The sequence below is a fragment of the Algibacter sp. L4_22 genome (assembly GCF_023473045.1).
Classification (GTDB): Bacteria; Bacteroidota; Bacteroidia; order Flavobacteriales; family Flavobacteriaceae; genus Algibacter.
Genome location: NZ_JAMCOK010000002.1, coordinates 457123 through 477522, shown reverse-complemented (window position 1 = coordinate 477522; position 20400 = coordinate 457123). Strand labels below are relative to the sequence as shown.

Here is a 20400-nt window from a genome sequence, read left to right as displayed (position 1 = left end):
TGCTATTTAAGATGCAAATTGCTCCATTCCATTATTTTGGTCAAGTTTTCTTTTAGCGATTTACCTTTTTCTGTTAATCGGTATTCAACTTTAGGTGGAATTACCGGATAAGCCTTTCGGTCTACTATTTTTAATTCCTCTAAGTGTTTTAATTGCTGCGATAGCATTTTCTGGCTTATGCCGTCTATGGCTTTATCCAATTCATTAAAGCGCATCACGTCGTTTAACAATAAAAGCCAAATAATAACAGGTTTCCATTTGCCACCAATTTGCTCCATAAATAGTGTTATTGGGCATTCTTTGGCTTTTTGATATTTTTTTTCAATTTTTTTTTCCTCTGTTTTCATTTTAATAGCGATTTTCCGACCAATTAGTTAGTTACTTACCTAAAAGTAAGTACTTGCCAAATGTAAAGTTATTTACCAAATTTGCAAAAAAACAATATGGATAGCAAAAAAATAGTGATTACAGGCGGCACAACAGGTATTGGTTACGCTTGCGCGGAATATCTCATTGGGTTAAATTACCAAGTGATTATAACGGGTAGAACCCAAGAAAATTTAGATCGTGCCATTTCTAAATTAGGGCATCAAGCATTCGGGATTCTGTCAGACACATCATCTTTAAGTGCTATTGATGATTTAGTACTAAACGTTAAAAAGGAGTTTGGAACCATTGATGGTTTGTTCGTTAATGCGGGTATATTTAAAGGGTCTAGTTTTGAAAGTACTTCCGAAGCATTATTTGATGACACCATGAATATTAATTTTAAAGGCGCTTTTTTTACCATTCAAAAATTTATTTCCATTTTAAAAAATCCATCGAGTGTTGTTTTAAATACGTCTATTGTGGTTTTTAAAGCCTTTGCGAATACAAGTGTTTATACCGCAAGTAAAGCGGCGCTGGAGAGTTTATCACAAGTTTTGAATATAGAACTTGCAGATCGAGGCATTCGGGTAAATGTAGTAAGTCCTGGTGTTACGGAAAGTCCAATTCAAAAAAAATCTGGAATGACGGACGAAGCTATTAGTAATTTGTTAGAGCATTTTTCAGAAACATCTCCCATTGGTCGTATTGTTCAACCTACCGATATTGCACCCATGGTAGAATTTCTACTTTCGGATAAATCGCTAGTGTTAAGAAATGAAAAAATTGTTATCGATGGTGGAACAACGCTTTAATTAATTGTGTGAAAAGACTTTTATTCCAGATTGTAATTTGCGTTTGCCCATTTTACGGTAGGTTTAATATACCCTTTTACAATGTCTTCACTTAAAAAATAGACATAGCGCTCAACTTTTCCGGCTTCTAAAAGTTTGGTTTGCGCTGTTACGTGTTTGCAAATAAAACAATGTTGAACGAAGCGAGTATCTTCTTCTGTTAAAGTAAATTGCGATTGAAAATAGTGTAGTAAGTTTTTCATGAGCTTGCTTTGAATAGGGTAGAAGATTCTTCATTTCTAACAAACAAAGACAAACATCATTTAAAGCAAAAAACCACTAAGCTTTCGCAAAGTGGTTTTTAAATACTAATTTTTCTTTTTCAATTATTTATCAATAGATCCTAATACGCGTTGCATAAAACTGTTTACAGCTTCCTTTTTAGGGGTGCCTTCTTTTATCATTTTATTCACTTCTATGGCGCCGTACATATTAGAAATAAGCTCACCAATAACATCTAATTCTTCATCTTTTAGAGAAGAGACTTCGGTTAAAGCTTCTAATGTTTCAATAGTTTCAACAACGTAATCTTCGTCGTTTTCTTCAATAAATTGAGTTAAATGTTTTATTACTGGTAATTTCATTTTAATAGGTTTTTATTCTGCTTTCGCAAAAAGATCTTTAATAGGTGTTAAATCACTTCGCTAACTAATTCTTTTAAAACATCGAATTTGTTAGTTTGTACTTGTTTAACCAATTTTCCGCCTTTAAAAGTAGCAAAGGTTGGTAAATTATCTACCGTAGCTAGCTTTCTAGATTCTGGAAATTTTTCAGCATCAGCAATAACAAAAGATACACCTTCGTTTTCTGTTGCTAATTTTTTGAATTTAGGTTTCATAATTCTACAGTTACCGCACCATGTTGCAGAATATTGTACAATTACAGTATCATTACTCGAAACGATTTCACCTAAGTTATCTTGGTCTAATTCACTTATCATAACTATATTTTTTTAACCTGTCTGGTTTAAAATAAAAACAGACAGGATTTTAATTTTTGTAACTTATTAGTGAGTTGCTAAATATGCAGCAGTTCCTTTTGCATTTGGAGCCATTGCATCTTTACCTTCTTCCCAGTTTGCAGGACAAACTTCACCTTTTTCTTGTACATGTGTTAAAGCATCTACTAAACGAATGTACTCACCAACATTTCTACCTAAAGGCATGTTATTAATACTTTCGTGTTGTACAACACCATCTTCATCAATAATGTAAGTTGCTCTGTAAGTTACGTTATCACCTTCAACTTGTACAGTTCCAGTTTCTTCATCAAACGTTTCATTAGTGATATCTAAAATACCTAAGATGTTTGATAAGTTTCTGTTGCTATCTGCTAAAATTGGGTAAGTTACACCTTCAATTCCACCGTTATCTTTAGCTTGGCTTAACCATGCAAAGTGCACTTCTGGAGTATCGCAAGATGCACCAATAACAATAGTATTACGTTTTTCGAATTCTGGTAAAGCTGCTTGGAATGCGTGTAATTCTGTTGGGCATACAAAAGTAAAATCTTTTGGGTACCAAAATAAAACTACTTTTTTCTTATTGTTAACCGCTTCTTCTAGAACGTTTACTTTAAAAGTATCGCCCATATCGTTCATTGCGTCAACGTTTAAATCTGGAAATTTTTTTCCTACTAATGCCATGTGTTTTATATTTTATTTGTTAATTATTTTTGCTGGTACAAATATAAAACACATTGAAGATTTTTACTGAATTACCAAATTTTAATTTCTTATTTGAGAATAGATTTTGTCTATATAATTAAAACTAAATAATAATATAACTCTATTTAGAAGCGAGTTGTTTAATTTTAATATTTAAAGCAGCAAATAGGAGTGTAGTAAACGGACTTAACCAGTTGAAAATGGCATAAACAAAATATTCTGATATACCAACACCTAAAACACTAGATTGATAGGCTCCACAAGTATTCCAAGGGATAAGCACGGAAGTTACTGTACCAGCATCTTCTAAAGTTCTACTTAAATTCTCTGGTGCTAAGCCACGATCTTCGTAAGCTTTTTTAAACATTTTTCCAGGTATTACAATAGCTAAATATTGATCGGAAGCTATAATATTTAAACCTAAACAACTAATTACCGTACTGGCAAATAAACCAAAAACAGAGGTTGCTATAGAAAGCAATCCTTTTGTAATTCTGGCTAAAGCTCCAATGCCATCCATAATACCACCAAAAACCATGGCACAAGTAATTAAATAGATGGTCCAAAGCATACCTTTCATACCACCAGCAGAGAAGAGCTCGTTAAGTTTTTCGTTATCGGTTGTTATTTGGGTGTCACTTAAAATAGATGTTATTATAGTCGAAATTTTAGAATCTCCTAAACCATTAAGAATTTCTGGTTGAAAAATAAATGCAAAAACAGCCGCTAATAAAACACCCGTTATTAAAGCAATAAGAGGTTTTGTTTTTAATAATATTAAAGCAATTACGGTTACAGGGACTAAAAACAACCAAGGTGTAATGTTAAAAGTACTTGCAATTGTAGTTAACAAACTAGAAACATCGGCGGTTCCTGTAGTTTCAACATTCATACTTAAAACAGTAAAAAATATTAATGTAATTACTATGGTTGGTACGGTGGTAATCGTCATGTATCTAATATGTGTAAACAAATCTGTGCCAGCCATAGCAGGAGCAAGGTTAGTAGTATCACTTAATGGCGACATTTTATCTCCAAAATAAGCGCCAGAAATTACGGCTCCAGCAATCATACCTGGCGCAATACCTAAAGCGGTACCAATACCAACTAGGGCAATACCAACAGTAGCCGAGGTGGTCCAAGAGCTTCCTGTGGCAATCGAAATTATTGCAGCAATAACAACAGAAGCTGGTAAAAATATACTTGGGCTAAGCACTTGTAAACCATAGTAAACCATGGCAGGAATTACACCACTAACGAGCCATGTACCAGCTAATGCTCCCACCAAAAACAGTATCATAATTGGTACAAAAACACTTTTTAAGTTTTCCCAAACTTCTTTAATCATTAAATTGAAAGATACTTTATTATAAAAACCAACGATGGCGGCAATAGATGCTCCAATAAGTAAAATAAGTTGATTAGAGTATTCTCCGAACCACTCGCCATCTTCGAAGGTGATATTATAAAATAATAATCCCATTAAAAGAATTACCGGAATTAAAGCTTCCCAAATATTTAACTCTGAATTTTCTATAATTGTTTCGTGGCCTGCTTTTATTTCGGAAATATTCTTGTCGTCGTGCATACTATCAATTTAGTACCGTAATGTTACGATTTTAGTTGAATGTATGCAAATAAGAAATACTTTCTCACTTTTTCCTTTCAAATTTAGAGCAGAATATATATTTATTAATTCAAATCGTTTTAGGTGAAAAACCATCAATAAAATAATGTTTTTTTTGAATAATTAAAAGGTGTTCTTAATTTTAATATTGAGAAGACCTAGACCATTTTAGTCTAAAAAAATTAATTATGCAGTATAAAGCTATACTAAAATTTTTATTATCTTGTTGCCTTTATTACAACCCCAATACCTTAAATAATGCCACATATTGAAGAAAAGGATCTTGTTGCAATGCATGATCAAATAGAGCATAGCGAAAAGACTCTAAATGAATTTAAAGACGTTTTTTATGGAGAACGTAAAAAAACAGAAGTTTTAAAAAAACAGCGAAGTATTTTTATGGGTATTTCATTTCTGTTTTTATTGTTTTTACTCTTTGTGATTTTTACAAATTTCACGAATCCAACAAGCCCTAATAATGAAAGCCATCTTCAAGATAAAGGCCTTAAATTGTATGAGAGTGTATATGTAGATTCACTTGAGAATAAACTTGGCGAGTTTAATAAGATAAATCAAGATTTTTTAGATCCTAATATGCTTCAAGATAAGGTAGCAGACGATGTTGTAGTTTACGCCGTTCAGGTAGGTGCTTTTGAAGAGCGCATGGTTTCTACACCTTCAGAATCTTTAATAAATTTGAAAGAATTTCAAGAAAATGGATTTTATAAATATGCCATTGGACAATTCGATAACCTTAACGAAGCACAGCGTCTAAGAAAAGAACTTTTAAAAATAGGTTTTAGTGATGCTTTTATTGCTTCTTACAAAAATGGAAAACGTATAAAAATTGAAGAAGTATTGTAAAATTAATTAGAGATCTAACTAATCCAAATATTTCGACGGAATTGGGTTATACCAAGCTTCCTTTGTCCAATAAATATTAAGAATCCACCAACGGCTGCCATCATTTAATAATTGGATACTATTAATACCTCGCATATTTGGTTCCTCTTCCTCTTTACTATTAAAAGTTTCATAAGTACTAAAAACATGAGCCATACGACCAAAAATTTCAGTTTTTCTACTAATTTCATTTTCAATAAAACCATTAGAAAGCATCCATTTTTCTGAACTTTTAATATAATCTGCAGATCCCATAAATTTAACTAGAAATTCTCTGTCATTATTTTTTCCAGCGGTAATTAGTTTTGCATCTGGGTAAAACAAAAACTTAAAAAGTTTCCAATCGCGTTTTTCTCCCTTTTCACCCGAAACAACACTATAAAATGTTTTAATAACGTCATCAACCGTAGCTACATTTTTCTTATAATCAATAGGTTTTTCTGTTTTCTCGTTACCTTTTTCTTTTTCCTTTCCTTTTTGAGCAGAAGCAGTAATAGAAATAACAGTTAAAAGAAGTATAAAAACGTATTTTTTCATAGTAATTTATTTGTAAATTTTCTTAATTCGGTCTAGATTTCGCTTATTATCTCGATCTTTTATCGATTCACGTTTATCATAAAGTTTTTTACCTTTAGCTAAAGCAATTACAAGCTTAGCATAACCATTATCGTTAATAAATAAACGTAACGGAATAATAGTTAAACCGGTATTTTGAACCTCTTTATATAATTTTTTTAATTCCTTTCGGTTAAGCAGCAATTTTCGTTCCGCTTTTGGTTTATGGTTGTAATAATTTCCATAAATATATTCCTCAACAGTCATATTTATCACAAAAAGTTCGCCAGCCTCGTTAAACTCGCAAAAACTTTCGGCAATAGATGCTCTACTACTTCTAATCGACTTAATTTCAGTACCCGAAAGTACAATTCCTGCGGTGTACTTATCTAAAATCTCGTATAGAAAGCGCGCCTTTTTGTTCTGTATGTTTATCTTATTTTGCATGACCAACAAAATTACAAAAATTATTATGGCATTCCCTTTTTTAAAGCTAGAAGATTTTTTTAAATTAAATCTTCTAGCTTTAAAAAACGTCGGGCTATTCGTTACAAGTCCTCGTACCACCAATTACCATTGGCAGCACTGTGGGCTTTTCACTGCTATCCCTAATGCGAAAGCCAAGTTTAGGTTTACCAACAAATTATTGTAGACCTTCTGCAACCAGAAATTCTTTTAATTGATAATAAAAGGATAGTTTATTATCAATCAAAAAAATAAATTACATTTACAAATCAATAAATTACCGTTTAGCTTCCATGCGAAAATTAGTTATATTTTCAATCTTAATCATTCAACTTGTATCATGTGTTAGTACAAAAAAACACAATCAACAAATTGAAACTTTACATACGCCAGAGTCTTTATACAAAGACATCGATAAAGTTTATAGTCAACTAAAAAAACACCATCCAAACCTCTATCAATACACGTCTAAAAAAGATTTAGATTTCAAATTCGATAGCTTAAAAAAATCTATTAAAACCCCTATTAATTCGCGCGAATTTTATAAAAAATTAGCACCAGTTGTAGCTCAAGTAAAACAGGGCCATGTTTCTTTAGGTTCAGCATACAAAGAGTTTACAAGAAAAGAACGGAAGGAATTAAAAAAGAAAGAATTTGAGTTTTATAATCTCGATTTTGAGTATTTAAACAACAAACTTTGGGTTGTAAAAACTCGCGGTAAAGACTCATCGATGATAGGCGCAGAAGTTCTTAAAATTGATAATGAAAAGGCTTCAGTTTTAGTAGAAACTTTTAAAACGCGTTTCGCTTCCGATGGTTATAATCAAACATTGCAAAATAGGTTAGTTGGCCGGAGTTTTTCAACATTCTACTATAAAGATAAAGGGTTTTTAGATAGTTTAAATATTCAGTTTAAACTAAAAGATTCTGTTTTCTCAAAAACATTAAAACGTATTTCAAAAAAGAAAAAAACTAAAGAAAACGATTCAGTAGAACAAAAAACACCAATAAAACTCACTAAACTAGAACGTAAGCAAAACAAGATTGCAGCCAAAAACAAACGTAAAAAAGATAAGAAATTTGGCTTTATTGCTAAACGAAAAGAATACACACGTAACTTTAATTTTATAGGTAAAGACAGCACCACGGCATACATGAAAATTAGAGGGTTTAACAATGGAACCTATCGTAAATTTTATAAAGAGAGTTTTAAAAAGTTAGATTCTGCTAAAACTAAGAATTTAATTCTTGATTTACGTGATAATGGAGGCGGGCGCATAGAAGAGATAAACTATTTATATGGGTATTTATCCAAAACAAAATACACGTTTATGGCGCCTAGTAAGGTAAATAGTAGATTATCTTTTTTTCCTGCTTTTATGAATAATACAAGTGGTGTACCTCAAAAAATATTTGCTGGTATTATTTCTCCTTTCTTGGCTTTGGACAATCTGTTAAAAACAAAAAAGAAAGATGGAGAACTGTATTATAGATTTCCATATTCAAAAGAAAAAAGCCCTAAAAAAATAAATTATATAGGTAATTTATATGTGTTAATTAACGGGAATTCGTTCTCGGCATCTTCATTAATTTCAACGAATCTCCAAGCTACCAAAAGAGCGGTTTTTGTTGGAGAAGAAACTGGTGGTGCTTATAATGGTTGTGTTGCAGGCTTATATAAAATTTATCGATTGCCAGAATCAAAATTAAAAATAAGAATGGGTTTAATGCAAATTGAAGCACCTTTTAAACAAAACCCAGATGGTTATGGAATAAAACCTAATGTTGAGATTGCTCCAACTATTTCTAGTAGGCTTTCAGGTAAAGATCCAGAACTCGATTGGATTCTAGATAATATTTCCAAAAAATAAAAATATTTGGCAATGTATTTGCATAAAACAATTTGAAATTAATAATTTCGTTTTCAATACAAATACAACCTATTTAAATTAAGATTTTATATATGAAATTAATAAAATTATTGTCTTTACTATTTTTTCTTTCTTCAATTATGCTTTCTGCACAAAGCATCAATAAATTTGATAGCGCAGGGAAAAGAGATGGGGTTTGGAAGAAGAATTTTGAGAGTACAGATATTATACGTTATCAAGGTACTTTTTTGCACGGTAAAGAAGTAGGAGAATTTAAGTTTTATAAAAATATAAACGGTAAAGCTGTTTTATCTGCAACAAAGGTATTCAACAAAGAAAATAATATTGCTAAAGTTACTTTTCTTGGTTCAAAAGGAAAAATTATAAGTGAAGGAGAAATGGATGGTAAAACCTTTATTGGTACATGGAAATACTATCAAAAGAGTAACGATAATCTTTTAATTTTAGAGAATTTCAATAATAACGGAGAATTAATAGGAGATCGTTTTGTTTATTATAAAAACGGTGAAATTGCTGAAAAACAAAGTTATCTTGCTGGTAAACTCAATGGTGAATCCTTTTGGTATTCTGAAAACAATGTGGTTTTAAAATCTTTTGTTTACGAAAATGATGAAATTCATGGACCTTCAAAAATCTATAACGGAAAAGGTGAGTTGCTTATCGAAGGACAGTACAAACGTGATAAAAAAGATGGTGTTTGGAAATACTACGAAAACGGGGCTTTAAAGGAAGAAAAAGATTTTACTTATGTACCAAAATACGTAAAGAAGTAATAATTTAATTCCGCTTTTATTAGTAATAATTCTTATATTTTTTGCTTATCGAGGCAATAGTTATTTACTATCACAATTCAATTTTAAAACCAATCGATTATACCTACCTTTGTGAACTAATTTTTTAGACGATAAACCATTAATCATAACATTTTATTTGTAGATTTTTACTTAATATTATTAAGTATATCTTCAAGTATATTTTATAATAAAAAACAATGAAACGAGTTGTAATTGGACTTTCAGGAGGGGTAGATTCTAGCGTTGCTGCTTATTTATTGCAGGAGCAAGGTTACGAAGTTATTGGGTTATTTATGAAGAATTGGCATGATGATACGGTTACAATATCTAACGAATGCCCGTGGTTAGACGATAGTAATGATGCCATGTTGGTTGCCGAAAAATTAGGAATCCCTTTTCAAACTGTAGATTTAAGCGAAGAATATAAAGAGCGTATTGTTGACTATATGTTTAATGAATACGAAAAAGGACGCACACCAAATCCAGATGTACTTTGTAATAGGGAAATAAAGTTTGATGTGTTTATGAAAATCGCTCTAGATTTAGGTGCAGATTTTGTAGCAACGGGTCATTATTGCCGAAAAGGAACGCTTCAAAAAGATGGTGAAGATATTTATCAATTATTGGCAGGTGTTGATGGTAATAAAGATCAGTCTTATTTTTTATGTCAATTATCACAAGAGCAACTTGCAAAATCATTGTTTCCTATTGGAGAATTAACGAAGCCTGAAGTTCGTAAAATTGCTATGGATTTGGATTTAGTTACTGCGGAGAAGAAAGACTCTCAGGGTCTTTGTTTTATAGGGAAAGTAAAATTACCCGATTTTCTTCAGCAACAGCTAAAACCAAAAGAAGGTGTTATTGTAGAAATACCTAGTGAGCAATCTGTATATACCGAAATAGAAGATACTTTTGCTTCCACGGAAGAAAAGCTTGCATATTTGTCTCGGAAAATTGATTATAAAGTCGATTTAGGAAAAATAGTAGGAAAGCATCAAGGTGCTCATTATTTTACAAAAGGCCAAAGAAAAGGTTTAGGTGTTGGAGGAACAATTGAGCCGTTATTTGTAATTGATACCGATGTAAACGAAAATGTTATTTATACAGGACAAGGAAAAACACATCCAGGTTTATATAAAAGTGCACTTTTTGTAACGAACGAGGAGTTACATTGGGTTCGACAAGACTTAGAATTAAAAAATGGTGAAACAATGGAAGTTCTTGCTAGAATACGCTATCGCCAAGCTTTAGAAAAAGCAACGCTGCATAAAGTAGATTCTGGTTTGTATGTAGAATTCGAGAATCCGCAATCTGCAATTACAGAAGGTCAGTTTGTTGCATGGTATTTAGAAGATGAGTTGCTTGGTTCCGGAGTTATTTCGTAACTTAGTAGGTCTAAATCTATTGTCTTGAAAAAACTATTTATTGTTTTAAGTATTATTTTTTTTTCGTGGAACCTATTTTCTCAAGAAGATGCTTGGGTTTATTTGGTAGATAAAGAAAACGAGTCTGTTTATCTTGCAGATCCTATTTTAATGCTTTCTCAAAAAGCTATTGATAGAAAAGAAAGGCACGGTGTTTCTATTGATAGTAGAGATATTCCTGTTAACGAAACCTATATTTCTGCTTTAAAAAGTGCCAATGGTATTACTGTTTTGGCCAAGTCAAAATGGTTTAATACTGTTCATATTCGTGGAGAAAAAACGGATATAGAAAATTTATTCCTCAATCAAAATAGTCTGCTGGACCCAGAAAAACAGTTTATAGATAAAATTGTTTTTGCCGATAGATCGGAAGCTGCTTTAGAGCGCAGTGTAAACAATAAAACTAAGACGAAGCTCGAAACGACTCTAACTACTTTTGATTATGGTAATTCGGCCAACCAAATTGAAATGTTTAATGGTGATGTTTTACATCAGGAAGGTTATACTGGAGAAGGAATGACAATTGCTATTATGGATGGTGGTTTTCCTAATGTAAATAACATGAGCGCTTTTCAAGACTTGAGAAATGCAGGGAAAATTATTGATGATTACGATTTTGTTAATCGCGATGATGATGTTTACACCAGCACCGTTACAGATCATGGCACATTGGTTCTAAGTACCATGGCCGGCTATTTTAATGGCGATGGGAAAAACTTTGTGGGTACAGCTCCAGATGCATCATATTATTTGTTTATTACTGAAGACGGAAGTGACGAAAACCCGGTAGAAGAAAGTTATTGGGTAGAAGCTGCGGAACGCGCAGATAGTTTGGGTGTGGATATTATAAACACATCTCTCGGTTACGACGATTTTGATCCTGGAACAAAATATGACTATTCAGATGCTGATATGGATGGTAATACAACTTTTATAACAAAAGGTGCTAACATTGCTTTCGATAAAGGTATGTTATTGGTTACATCTGCGGGAAATGCTTATGCTACAAGCATTGGTGCTCCTGCCGATTCCCCTAATACTTTAACTGTTGGTGCGGTAGATTCTAATGGTGATTTTGCTTTTTTTAGTTCTATTGGTACCTCATATCAGCCGTCTTTAAAACCAGATGTTGTAACACAAGGCTTAAATAGTTTTGTTATAGACGAAAATGATAATATTACAACAACTAGTGGTACATCATTCAGTTCTCCAATTATGGCTGGAGGTGTAGCTTGTTTATGGCAAGTTTTTCCTGACTTAAGCAATTTAGAAATTATTAATTTGGTTAGAGAATCTGGATCGCAATACAATAACCCCGATTATTATTTAGGCTATGGAATTCCAGATTTAGAAGTTGCATTCAATAATATCAATGCTTTATATCTAATAGGTTCTAATACTAAATTCGATTTAAAACTTTATCCAAATCCTGTTACAGATAAATTATATATTAGTTTACCAACGGAAGGTGTGTTTACTTTAAATTTATTTGATATTTTAGGTAAAATAGTAAATACGTTTCAAGTTTCTAATGAGTTTAATACAATAATTACCGCTAATTTAGCAAATGGTATTTATGTTGCGCGTATTCAAACGTCTACAGGTACGCATACATTTAGATTAATAAAGCAATAATGAAAAATAAAATAACCGAACTTTTTGGAATAGAATATCCTATAATTCAAGCAGGGATGATTTGGAATAGTGGATGGCGATTGGCTTCTGCAGCAAGTAATTCTGGTATTTTAGGTTTAATAGGAGCAGGATCGATGTATCCGGAAATACTACGTGATCACATTCAGAAATGTAAAAAAGCAACCAATAAACCTTTTGGTGTTAACGTTCCTATGTTGTACCCAAACATTGAGGAAATTATGAATATTATTGTTGAAGAAGGCGTTAAAATCGTTTTTACTTCAGCTGGAAACCCAAAAACTTGGACGTCTTGGTTACAAGAAAAAGGTATAACGGTTGTACACGTCGTAAGCTCTGTTAAGTTTGCTTTAAAAGCGGAAGCTGCTGGCGTTGATGCTATTGTTGCCGAAGGTTTTGAAGCTGGTGGGCATAATGGTAGAGATGAAACGACGACGTTAACATTAATCCCGATGGTGAAAGAGCAGGTGAAAATTGCGTTAATAGCTGCAGGTGGAATAGCCACAGGTAAAGCTATGCTGGCGACTATGATTTTAGGAGCCGATGCAGTACAAATAGGAAGCCGGTTTGTTGCAAGTACAGAAAGTTCGGCACATGAAAGTTTTAAACAAGTTGTTGTAGATAGTAAAGAAGGTGACACACAATTAACTTTAAAAGAATTGGCACCTGTACGGTTGATAAAAAACTCATTTTATAATCAAGTTCAAGAATTATATAAATCATCACCAAGTATTGATGCTTTAAAGTCCTTATTAGGACGAGGACGATCTAAAAAAGGAATGTTTGAAGGTGATTTAGAAGAAGGCGAACTAGAAATTGGTCAAATTGCGGGTTTAATTCATGATATAAAACCTGTAGATCAAATTGTTACCGAAATTATTGCTGAATTCGAGGAAGCAAAAGCTAGTATTTCTGCACTTTAAGAAGATACATTCCATTCAAATATAAGTTGAATATTTCCTTTTAAATTAGGAATACAAAATTGCTTAAGAGAAAGCATAAGATTACTTTTGCAAAATGCAATTAACCGACTACACTAAAGAATTTAAATATAATTGGCAGCTAGCAGCACCAGTTATGTTAGGTATGCTCGGTCATACTTTTGTTAGTTTTATAGATAATATTATGGTTGGGCAGTTAGGAACCGCTCAACTTGCCGCTGTTTCTCTTGGTAATAGTTTTATGTTTATTGCAATGTCTCTTGGTATTGGATTTTCTACTGCCATTACCCCATTAGTTGCAGAGGCGGATGCCGAAGAAAACTTCATAAAAGGTAAATCGTCTTTTAAGCATGGTTTATTTTTATGTACAGTTTTGGGGATTTTACTGTTTTTTTTAGTGTTTTTTGCAAAACCTTTGATGTATTTAATGAAACAACCTATTGAGGTTGTAGAATTGGCTATTCCATATTTGGATTTAGTTGCGTTTTCACTTATTCCTCTAATTATTTTTCAAGGATTTAAGCAGTTTAGCGATGGTTTATCGCTAACCAAATTCCCTATGTATGCCACAATTTTAGGTAATGTAGTTAATGTGGTTTTGAATTATTTATTAATTTTCGGAAAGTTTGGTTTTCCAGAAATGGGTATAGTTGGTGCGGCTTATGGAACTTTGGCATCTAGATTTATAATGGTTTGGTATCTCTGGTTTTTATTAAAAGGAAAAGAGAAATCTAAGCGTTTTGTTACTAATATTAAGTTTTTTGTACTTGATAAATTAATGCTTAAAAAAATTATAAACCTTGGTACGCCAAGTGCTATGCAGATGTTTTTTGAGGGCGCCATTTTTACCGCTGCTATTTGGCTTAGTGGGTTGTTAGGTAAAAATCCGCAAGCTGCAAATCAAATTGCTTTAAATCTAGCTTCTATGACATTTATGGTGGCTATGGGATTAAGTGTAGCTTGTATGGTTCGTGTTGGAAACCAAAAAGGCTTAAAGAACTTTGTTGATTTGCGCCGTATTGCATTTTCTATCTTTTTATTGGGAATTATTCTCGCCTTTGGTTTTGCGCTTATGTTTTTTGCGCTACACGATTATTTACCAAGGTTATATGTGGATTTAGATGATATTAAAAATTTTGTCGATAATACGGAAGTGGTTAGTATTGCTTCTAAATTAATGATTGGAGCAGCCATTTTTCAAATAAGTGATAGCATACAAGTGGTCTTTTTGGGTGCTTTACGAGGTTTGCAGGATGTTAAAATACCAATGTTTTTAGTGTTTATAGCTTATTGGGTTATTGGTTTTCCTATTAGTTGGTTTTTTGGAAAAGAAGATGCCTATGGAAGTTTCGGAATCTGGCTAGGCTTAATAGCAGGATTAACAACGGCTTCTATTTTATTGTTTATAAGGTTCAATTATTTATCAAAAAGGTTAATTTTGTCTAACAAGTAACAATTCAAAAATAAAATGACACTACCAAAATTTATATTAGGCGATAATACGGAATATCCGAATGCTATATTTGTAATTCATACGGAGTTTCCAAGATTCATTATTAATCTTGAAGATGACGATGTAGAATGGTTTGAGGATTTTGATGCTGATGATCAAGAAGAATTAGAAACTGAAACTGAAAATGCTATTAAAGAAGCGACTGCTTTTTATGATGCTGAAATTTCTAAATACGACGAGTAATTGCGTTAGGGATTGAGGCATTGTTGAAGCTCTTTTTGTGTTGTTGCACCTATGCAACACAAAAAAGCGACTGCCGAAAGCCCGACCCTTGTGGTAACGCCAAAATAAAATACAATGATAGATCAGCTTTTACATTACGATACGGAATTATTTGTTTTCTTAAACAATTTAGGCTCGGAACCTTGGGATGGTTTATGGTTAGCAATAACAGATAAGCTCACTTTTATTCCTTTATATGCAATTCTGTTATATTTACTTTATAAGAAATTTGGTTTAAAATCGATGTTAGTTTTTGTTGTTGTTATAGCATTAATGGTAACATTTACAGACCAAATAACAAATGTTTTTAAGCGTGGATTTCAAAGACCAAGACCTTGTGGAGCGGAAGATTTGATTGGTAGAGTACGGTTTATTGCTGTGCGCTGTGGTAAGTATGGTTTCTTTTCTGGGCATGCATCTAACACGATGGGAGCGGCTGTTTTTGCTGGTTTAATGCTAAAACCTTTCTATAAAAATTTAATTTTTATTATGCTGTTTTGGAGTGGAGTTGTGGCTTTTAGTAGAATTTATGTTGGTGTCCATTACCCTCTAGATATTTTGTGTGGCTTAACTTTTGGTGCTTTTTCTGGGTTTATATTCTATAAATTAGCTAAATACTTATTGAATAGGTTTATTAAACCTGAGTAAATAAACGGCTGTGCAAAAAGGTTGGTTTTTCTTAGTTTTCGATTAGTTTCATGAACCTATATTATTTTCTGGTATATTGAAAAATAGGCGTTTTAATTTGTTCTCTTTTAAAACTTGATTTCCAAATTTAACCAATCGATAAGATGTTTTTATAGTACAACCTACCGGAAACTTATTTAAGAGGAACAGAAACTTTTACAGTATCCCAAGCCATTGTTAAAAATAAATCGTCTGTAGAATTATCGAAAGCAATGGTGAATTGTTCAACAGGCTTTTTTAATTTATGCACGGGAACTTCAATGGTTAAGGCATCATAATTAGGATCCCACATAGGTTTCATTTCTGAATCTACACCCCAAGAATATTGCTTCGAGTTGAAAATAACGGTCCAAACAGAATCTTTTGGAACAGTCCATAAAGTATATTCTCCAGCTGGTAACGGCATGCCCGCAACTTCAAGAGCTTTATTAGTATCGAATGTGGTAGCCTCATTTGCACCAGTTCTCCAAACTTTATTAAAAGGTACCAATGCACCAAAGATTTCCCTGTTCTTTTTAGAAGGTCTATTATAAAAGACTCTTAATTTTAAATCATTTAATTCAAATTTAACGGTATCTTTTGGACTTAAGCGTTTTGCAAAGATATTTTCAACGAAAGTTGAATATAAAAATAAGCCTAAAGCTATAACTGATAATAAGATTAAAAGGCGTTTTAAAAAGGTATTCATTTATGGAGCAATTTATTAAGGGAATAAAGATACTTTAAAAAGTCAGGATTACTAAAAACCTAACGCACATTTCTTCAATTTTGGTATATTTTAAATAAAATTTAAGAGTTTTTGCAACACTTTAGTTTTTTTGTCGTCTTTAGAATGAACCAAAGCCAACATATTGATAAATTGGCTAAACCAAACCAAAAGCAAAATTAGTATGTTTCAAGTTGACATTATTGAAAAATGTAAACAAAACAACCGAAAAGCACAATTGCAGTTATACAACCAGTACTGCGACGGGATGTATATTGTTGCCAAACGGTTTTTAAAGGATGCTAACGATGCTGAAGATGTGGTACAGGAGGCTTTTATAAAAGCATTCTCTAGACTACACCAATATAAAGCGGAAGTGACTTTTGGAGCTTGGTTAAAACGTATTGTTGTTAATAAAAGTATCGATTTCTTAAAATCTAAAAAACAAGAGCTTGTAGAATTAGAAGAGGTGCACCTGAAAGTGATTGATACAACAAAAGATGACAAATGGTTAGTAGATGATGGCGTAACGCTAAAAGATATAAAGCAGGCTATTAATGAATTATCACAGAAATATCAATATGTGGTCATGTTATATTTAATTGAAGGGTACGACCATCAAGAAATATCGGAGATTTTAAACATAACACAAGTAGCCTCGAGAACACAATTATCGCGTGGAAAAGTAAAATTACAAGAACTGTTAATTCATAAAAATAATGGCACAAGATATTAGAGACTTATTTAAGAATGAAAAAGTTGAGCAAGAAAGTATGCCAGCAAAGCATGAAGCACGTTTTCTTGATAAGTTAGATGAAGCATTACCTCAGGAATCGAAAAAAACAGGTTTAGGATGGATGCAAATTGCGGCTAGTGCTGTTGTGTTTTTAGGTTTAAGTTTTGGTGCTTATACCTTTTTTGAAGGCGATACTGAAACAACCAAAACTATAGAAAATGTTGCAACTACAAAGTTAACTGAAACAAAAACTTTGGGTGATGTATCTCCGGGACTTAAAAAAGTAGAAGACTATTATTTAGCGAGTATTAATTTAGAATTGTCTAAAATGAAATACACGCCAGAAACCAAAGAATTATTCGATGGTTATTTGGCGCAGTTAGACGAGTTAGATAAGGAATACAAACGATTATCGTTAGATCTTACAGAGTCTGGGCCATCGGAATTAACAGTGAATGCATTAATTGATAATTTAAAATTCAGATTAAATTTAATGTATCGATTACGCACACAATTAAAAGAATTAAAATCATCTGATGCTTTATCAGAAAAAAAACAATCAATCTAAATCAATCAAAAAATGAATAGTATAATCATAAAAATTAAATTATTAATGCTGAGTTTTGTTTTAACGGCAAGTGCTTTTGGGCAACAAAAGTTAACAAAATTAGAGCAAAGTATTAAAGTGAATAAAGATGTGGTTATCGATTTAAACACAAGCCATTGTAATGTAGTTTTCGATACATGGAATAAAAATACTATTGAAATAGAAGCCTATGTTGAAGGTGAAAAAATATCGGGAGAAGCCCTTAAGAGCGTTTTAAAATCTTGGGATGTGGATATTGATGCGACTTATGATAAGGTTTCGATAAATACGAATAAAACAAATTCTAATGTCGTTTGGGTAGAAAAGAATGAGGATAACGATGGCGATCTATTAACAATAATTTTTGATGAATTGAAATACGAGTTGGCCGATTTACCACAAGCTATTATGAATGGATTGGCTGTAGGTGTTCCTGAAATGCCTGCTATGCCCGAAATGCCACAATTGCCAGAGCTACCGACGGACGCTCATGCTATGGAGTTTGATTATGAAGCTTATAAAAGGGATGGTGAGAAGTATTTAAAAAAGTATGAAGAGAAATTTGAAGCCACTTACGGAAAAGATTTTGAAGCCAAAATGGAAGCTTGGGGTGAAAGATTTGGAGAGGAATGGGGTGAAAAGTTTGGAAAGCATATGGAAGTATGGGCAGAAGATTTTGAAAAACGATTTGATAGTGAAGAGTTTGAAGAAAAAATGGAAGCTTGGGGAGAACGTTTTGGAGCACAAATGGAAGCGCAAGCTGAGCGTATAGAGGCTCAAGCTAATCGGGTTGAAGCTCAAGGCAAACGTGTAGAGGCTAATAGAGAACGCCAGCAAGAACGTGCTATTTTATTAAAAAACCGACAGAAAGAGGTTGAGAAATTAATGAAAGGGCATGGAGATTCTAATGTAAAGAAAACTATTAAGATAAAAATGCCAAACCATGCGAAGTTAAAAGTTAATATAAAATATGGTGAAGTAGAATTTGCTTCTAACATTAACGACTTAAAAGCCAATTTATCACATTCTAAATTTACAGCATATAGCATTAATGGAAGTTCTACTTCCATTAATGCTTCTTATTCACCAGTTAATGTAAGTATTTGGAATTTAGGTGAGCTTAATTTAAATTATGTAAAAGATGCTAAAATAAAAGAAGTGAAACAATTAGTTTTAAATGCCACATCATCTAATATCGATATCGATAAACTTACGGGTAGTGCTATAATTGACGGTAATATTGGTGATTTAAATATTTCTAAAATAGAAGATAGTTTTAATAATTTAAATATTATTCTTCAAAACAGTAATGCCTTTATAAAATTACCAAATGTAGATACTAACGTGCAATACAAGGGAAGCTATTCTAAGTTTTTACACCCGAATCAATCTCCTAAAAATCAATCGTCTTCTTCTTTTTCTAAAAGTGGTTCTAGCGGAAAAAGTATTATTATAAATGCTAAGTATAGTAATGTTGAAATGGAGTAGATAATTAAATTTAACCTTAAATTTTTAGCATAAAAAAAGCGCCTTAAAAAAGACGCTTAAATTTTATTATTGATATCAAAATGTATTAGAATTGGTATCGCACTCCTAAAGCGATATCAAAAATGGTATTATCAGTAAAATCATTATTCCCAAACTCAGGTCTAAAATCAAGAGAAATTAATAGAGGGATATCAAAATTATATTCAATACCTATATCTCCAGCAACAAAAAATCCAAAATCATCCGTTCCGTCAAGTGATTTTTTTCCAGAAAAAGAAGATATTCCTGCACCAGCACCAGCATACCAATTAAATCCACCTTCAATATTCCAAACCCATTGGTATAAGCCTGTTAATTTTATAGCGCTATAATTATTGTCGTTTCTCCAGCCTAAATCGGCTTCAAGACGATTGAAATCGCTTAATGCACGTTGATATGATATTTCTGCGCCGTAAGAGTTACTTCCGCCTAAGCGTAACCCAATTGCGTTATCTGAAATGTCTTGTGCGTTAGAAATTAATGATACCCCTAAAATGGCAAATGATAATAAAAATAATTTTTTCATAGTTTAATAGTATTTGTTGTTTATATACGATCTTTTGCGTTGAAAAGATCTTTCTTAATATGCATTTGAAATGCACTGCAATAACGCAAAATATTTATTTATATTGAGTTAATTAAAGCGTTTGAAGTTGTTATTTATCTGTTTGTGTTAAAACAGATTTTTTCGAAATTATTTTAGTGATGGGTAGAATGACTAAAACTAAAAATTATTTAATTCGCTTTGCTTGTGTTGTAAAAGATAATCCTTGTTGACCTACTGTAGAATTCATAATACCTTCAAAAAGTGGTTCGGGAGAGTTCTTTGGAATTTTCCATTCGAAAATAAAATTTGAACCTGTTCCTCCAGAATTATCAATTTCATCAATAATAATTTCGCAGGTTTCCATTGGTGCTAAAAAAATAGGATGATCAAAATAAGTTCGAACTAGCTTTCCATGAGTGTCGAAATATTTAGCATTCATTAGATAAATAGTATCAGCATCACTAGTGTTTCTCAAGCTAACCATAGAAGTTAAATTGTGTGTCTTGTGCTCCGACATACTATAAATTTGAGAATAAATAGATAGGTAAGATTTTCCATATTCCAAAGAATCCTTCAAACTTATGTTTGCTTTACGTTTTGTCCAGTTTTCTGTGCTTATTGAGCTTATTTGGGTTTCATTATTACAGCTTAAAAACAGAGAGATTGAAAAAAGGAAGAGTATGTATTTGGATGAATTAAGTTGAGATTTTATTGACATAAATTTGTGCTTTTAGGA

General features: G+C 32.2%; 24 protein-coding genes. 13 read left to right on the top strand and 11 right to left on the bottom strand.

What is annotated here, in order from left to right:
• Positions 1 to 2 precede the first annotated feature (2 nt).
• The gene (locus tag M4I23_RS06735) at positions 3 to 347 is read right to left on the bottom strand and encodes a helix-turn-helix domain-containing protein (protein WP_249753874.1); all 345 of its coding nucleotides are present in this window, start codon (positions 345 to 347) and stop codon (positions 3 to 5) included.
• 96 nt (positions 348 to 443) lie between these two features.
• On the opposite strand from M4I23_RS06735, the gene M4I23_RS06730 reads away from it, so the two are divergent.
• Complete coding sequence (locus tag M4I23_RS06730; protein ID WP_249753873.1) at positions 444 to 1181, top strand: SDR family oxidoreductase; 738 nt, start codon at positions 444 to 446, stop codon at positions 1179 to 1181.
• 20 nt (positions 1182 to 1201) lie between these two features.
• Here M4I23_RS06730 and M4I23_RS06725 read toward each other — a convergent pair whose 3' ends face one another.
• The 5 genes from M4I23_RS06725 to nhaC form a co-directional block, all read right to left on the bottom strand.
• Positions 1202 to 1423: a hypothetical protein gene (locus M4I23_RS06725; RefSeq protein ID WP_249753872.1), complete on the bottom strand. Its 222-nt coding sequence runs from the start codon at positions 1421 to 1423 to the stop codon at positions 1202 to 1204.
• A 123-nt stretch (positions 1424 to 1546) separates the two neighbouring features.
• Positions 1547 to 1804, bottom strand: a complete 258-nt coding sequence (locus tag M4I23_RS06720) for a hypothetical protein (RefSeq protein ID WP_042503452.1) — start codon at positions 1802 to 1804, stop codon at positions 1547 to 1549.
• A gap of 47 nt (positions 1805 to 1851) precedes the next feature.
• The gene (locus M4I23_RS06715) at positions 1852 to 2160 is read right to left on the bottom strand and encodes a co-chaperone YbbN (RefSeq protein WP_158849503.1); all 309 of its coding nucleotides are present in this window, start codon (positions 2158 to 2160) and stop codon (positions 1852 to 1854) included.
• 66 nt (positions 2161 to 2226) lie between these two features.
• Positions 2227 to 2865, bottom strand: coding sequence for a peroxiredoxin (locus M4I23_RS06710; protein ID WP_158849504.1), 639 nt, complete (start codon positions 2863 to 2865; stop codon positions 2227 to 2229).
• Between the two features lie 142 nt (positions 2866 to 3007).
• Positions 3008 to 4474, bottom strand: a complete 1467-nt coding sequence (gene nhaC, locus M4I23_RS06705) for a Na+/H+ antiporter NhaC (protein WP_249753871.1) — start codon at positions 4472 to 4474, stop codon at positions 3008 to 3010.
• A gap of 297 nt (positions 4475 to 4771) precedes the next feature.
• Between nhaC and M4I23_RS06700 the strand changes: the two genes are divergently transcribed.
• On the top strand, positions 4772 to 5377 hold the full coding sequence (locus tag M4I23_RS06700) for an SPOR domain-containing protein (protein ID WP_249753870.1): 606 nt from the start codon (positions 4772 to 4774) through the stop codon (positions 5375 to 5377).
• Between the two features lie 18 nt (positions 5378 to 5395).
• Here M4I23_RS06700 and M4I23_RS06695 read toward each other — a convergent pair whose 3' ends face one another.
• Together M4I23_RS06695 and smpB are read right to left on the bottom strand one after the other, a co-directional pair.
• On the bottom strand, positions 5396 to 5953 hold the full coding sequence (locus M4I23_RS06695; RefSeq protein WP_249753869.1) for a hypothetical protein: 558 nt from the start codon (positions 5951 to 5953) through the stop codon (positions 5396 to 5398).
• A gap of 6 nt (positions 5954 to 5959) precedes the next feature.
• Positions 5960 to 6418, bottom strand: coding sequence for an SsrA-binding protein SmpB (smpB, locus tag M4I23_RS06690; RefSeq protein ID WP_158849517.1), 459 nt, complete (start codon positions 6416 to 6418; stop codon positions 5960 to 5962).
• Positions 6419 to 6729: 311 nt separating this feature from the next.
• On the opposite strand from smpB, the gene M4I23_RS06685 reads away from it, so the two are divergent.
• The 8 genes from M4I23_RS06685 (at position 6730) to M4I23_RS06650 (ending at position 15523) form a co-directional block, all read left to right on the top strand.
• Positions 6730 to 8307, top strand: a complete 1578-nt coding sequence (locus tag M4I23_RS06685) for a S41 family peptidase (RefSeq protein ID WP_249753868.1) — start codon at positions 6730 to 6732, stop codon at positions 8305 to 8307.
• A 92-nt stretch (positions 8308 to 8399) separates the two neighbouring features.
• Positions 8400 to 9101, top strand: a complete 702-nt coding sequence (locus M4I23_RS06680; RefSeq protein WP_249753867.1) for a toxin-antitoxin system YwqK family antitoxin — start codon at positions 8400 to 8402, stop codon at positions 9099 to 9101.
• A 218-nt stretch (positions 9102 to 9319) separates the two neighbouring features.
• A complete protein-coding gene (gene mnmA, locus M4I23_RS06675) occupies positions 9320 to 10507 on the top strand; it encodes a tRNA 2-thiouridine(34) synthase MnmA (protein WP_249753866.1) in 1188 nt (395 codons plus the stop codon).
• Between the two features lie 24 nt (positions 10508 to 10531).
• Entirely contained in the window at positions 10532 to 12181 is a 1650-nt protein-coding gene (locus M4I23_RS06670; protein ID WP_249753865.1) for a S8 family peptidase, read from the top strand.
• Positions 12181 to 13122: a nitronate monooxygenase family protein gene (locus M4I23_RS06665; protein ID WP_249753864.1), complete on the top strand. Its 942-nt coding sequence runs from the start codon at positions 12181 to 12183 to the stop codon at positions 13120 to 13122. The genes M4I23_RS06670 and M4I23_RS06665 overlap by 1 nt, the downstream gene beginning before the upstream one ends.
• A 94-nt stretch (positions 13123 to 13216) precedes the next feature.
• On the top strand, positions 13217 to 14593 hold the full coding sequence (locus M4I23_RS06660; protein ID WP_158849527.1) for an MATE family efflux transporter: 1377 nt from the start codon (positions 13217 to 13219) through the stop codon (positions 14591 to 14593).
• A gap of 15 nt (positions 14594 to 14608) precedes the next feature.
• Positions 14609 to 14836, top strand: a complete 228-nt coding sequence (locus M4I23_RS06655) for a hypothetical protein (protein WP_158849529.1) — start codon at positions 14609 to 14611, stop codon at positions 14834 to 14836.
• Positions 14837 to 14950: 114 nt separating this feature from the next.
• The gene (locus M4I23_RS06650; RefSeq protein WP_158849539.1) at positions 14951 to 15523 is read left to right on the top strand and encodes a phosphatase PAP2 family protein; all 573 of its coding nucleotides are present in this window, start codon (positions 14951 to 14953) and stop codon (positions 15521 to 15523) included.
• A gap of 172 nt (positions 15524 to 15695) precedes the next feature.
• Here the strand turns inward: M4I23_RS06650 and M4I23_RS06645 are convergent, their stop codons facing one another.
• Positions 15696 to 16250 (bottom strand): DUF2911 domain-containing protein, encoded by a 555-nt coding sequence (locus tag M4I23_RS06645; RefSeq protein WP_158849541.1) that lies wholly within the window; start codon positions 16248 to 16250, stop codon positions 15696 to 15698.
• A 202-nt stretch (positions 16251 to 16452) separates the two neighbouring features.
• Here M4I23_RS06645 and M4I23_RS06640 point away from each other — a divergent pair, with 202 nt between their 5' ends.
• From M4I23_RS06640 to M4I23_RS06630, 3 genes are read left to right on the top strand one after another with little or no spacing between them, the layout of a single operon-like run.
• Positions 16453 to 17004 carry an RNA polymerase sigma factor gene (locus M4I23_RS06640; protein WP_158849543.1) on the top strand — a complete coding sequence of 184 codons (552 nt, stop codon included), beginning with the start codon at positions 16453 to 16455 and terminating at the stop codon, positions 17002 to 17004.
• The gene (locus M4I23_RS06635) at positions 16988 to 17572 is read left to right on the top strand and encodes a hypothetical protein (RefSeq protein WP_249753863.1); all 585 of its coding nucleotides are present in this window, start codon (positions 16988 to 16990) and stop codon (positions 17570 to 17572) included. Before M4I23_RS06640 ends, M4I23_RS06635 begins: the two co-directional genes overlap by 17 nt.
• A gap of 12 nt (positions 17573 to 17584) precedes the next feature.
• A complete protein-coding gene (locus M4I23_RS06630) occupies positions 17585 to 19078 on the top strand; it encodes a YggN family protein (protein ID WP_249753862.1) in 1494 nt (497 codons plus the stop codon).
• Positions 19079 to 19163: 85 nt separating this feature from the next.
• On the opposite strand, the gene M4I23_RS06625 is transcribed toward M4I23_RS06630, so the two are convergent.
• Together M4I23_RS06625 and M4I23_RS06620 are read right to left on the bottom strand one after the other, a co-directional pair.
• The gene (locus M4I23_RS06625) at positions 19164 to 19643 is read right to left on the bottom strand and encodes a hypothetical protein (RefSeq protein WP_158849548.1); all 480 of its coding nucleotides are present in this window, start codon (positions 19641 to 19643) and stop codon (positions 19164 to 19166) included.
• Positions 19644 to 19848: 205 nt separating this feature from the next.
• A complete protein-coding gene (locus M4I23_RS06620) occupies positions 19849 to 20382 on the bottom strand; it encodes a DUF3124 domain-containing protein (protein WP_158849550.1) in 534 nt (177 codons plus the stop codon).
• Positions 20383 to 20400: the final 18 nt, after the last annotated feature.

Bases quoted from the DNA above. Each gene is read 5' to 3' on its own strand.
- M4I23_RS06635 (WP_249753863.1), top strand. From the start codon at position 16,988: ATGGCACAAGATATTAGAGACTTATTTAAGAATGAAAAAGTTGAGCAA.
- mnmA (WP_249753866.1), top strand. From the start codon at position 9,320: ATGAAACGAGTTGTAATTGGACTTTCAGGAGGGGTAGATTCTAGCGTT.
- M4I23_RS06685 (WP_249753868.1), top strand. From the start codon at position 6,730: ATGCGAAAATTAGTTATATTTTCAATCTTAATCATTCAACTTGTATCA.
- M4I23_RS06630 (WP_249753862.1), top strand. From the start codon at position 17,585: ATGAATAGTATAATCATAAAAATTAAATTATTAATGCTGAGTTTTGTT.
- M4I23_RS06725 (WP_249753872.1), bottom strand. From the start codon at position 1,423: ATGAAAAACTTACTACACTATTTTCAATCGCAATTTACTTTAACAGAA.
- M4I23_RS06620 (WP_158849550.1), bottom strand. From the start codon at position 20,382: ATGTCAATAAAATCTCAACTTAATTCATCCAAATACATACTCTTCCTT.
- M4I23_RS06735 (WP_249753874.1), bottom strand. From the start codon at position 347: ATGAAAACAGAGGAAAAAAAAATTGAAAAAAAATATCAAAAAGCCAAA.
- M4I23_RS06645 (WP_158849541.1), bottom strand. From the start codon at position 16,250: ATGAATACCTTTTTAAAACGCCTTTTAATCTTATTATCAGTTATAGCT.
- M4I23_RS06665 (WP_249753864.1), top strand. From the start codon at position 12,181: ATGAAAAATAAAATAACCGAACTTTTTGGAATAGAATATCCTATAATT.
- M4I23_RS06695 (WP_249753869.1), bottom strand. From the start codon at position 5,953: ATGAAAAAATACGTTTTTATACTTCTTTTAACTGTTATTTCTATTACT.
- M4I23_RS06710 (WP_158849504.1), bottom strand. From the start codon at position 2,865: ATGGCATTAGTAGGAAAAAAATTTCCAGATTTAAACGTTGACGCAATG.
- M4I23_RS06730 (WP_249753873.1), top strand. From the start codon at position 444: ATGGATAGCAAAAAAATAGTGATTACAGGCGGCACAACAGGTATTGGT.
- M4I23_RS06625 (WP_158849548.1), bottom strand. From the start codon at position 19,643: ATGAAAAAATTATTTTTATTATCATTTGCCATTTTAGGGGTATCATTA.
- M4I23_RS06650 (WP_158849539.1), top strand. From the start codon at position 14,951: ATGATAGATCAGCTTTTACATTACGATACGGAATTATTTGTTTTCTTA.
- M4I23_RS06640 (WP_158849543.1), top strand. From the start codon at position 16,453: ATGTTTCAAGTTGACATTATTGAAAAATGTAAACAAAACAACCGAAAA.
- M4I23_RS06720 (WP_042503452.1), bottom strand. From the start codon at position 1,804: ATGAAATTACCAGTAATAAAACATTTAACTCAATTTATTGAAGAAAAC.
- M4I23_RS06700 (WP_249753870.1), top strand. From the start codon at position 4,772: ATGCCACATATTGAAGAAAAGGATCTTGTTGCAATGCATGATCAAATA.
- M4I23_RS06655 (WP_158849529.1), top strand. From the start codon at position 14,609: ATGACACTACCAAAATTTATATTAGGCGATAATACGGAATATCCGAAT.
- M4I23_RS06715 (WP_158849503.1), bottom strand. From the start codon at position 2,160: ATGATAAGTGAATTAGACCAAGATAACTTAGGTGAAATCGTTTCGAGT.
- nhaC (WP_249753871.1), bottom strand. From the start codon at position 4,474: ATGCACGACGACAAGAATATTTCCGAAATAAAAGCAGGCCACGAAACA.
- M4I23_RS06660 (WP_158849527.1), top strand. From the start codon at position 13,217: ATGCAATTAACCGACTACACTAAAGAATTTAAATATAATTGGCAGCTA.
- M4I23_RS06680 (WP_249753867.1), top strand. From the start codon at position 8,400: ATGAAATTAATAAAATTATTGTCTTTACTATTTTTTCTTTCTTCAATT.
- smpB (WP_158849517.1), bottom strand. From the start codon at position 6,418: ATGCAAAATAAGATAAACATACAGAACAAAAAGGCGCGCTTTCTATAC.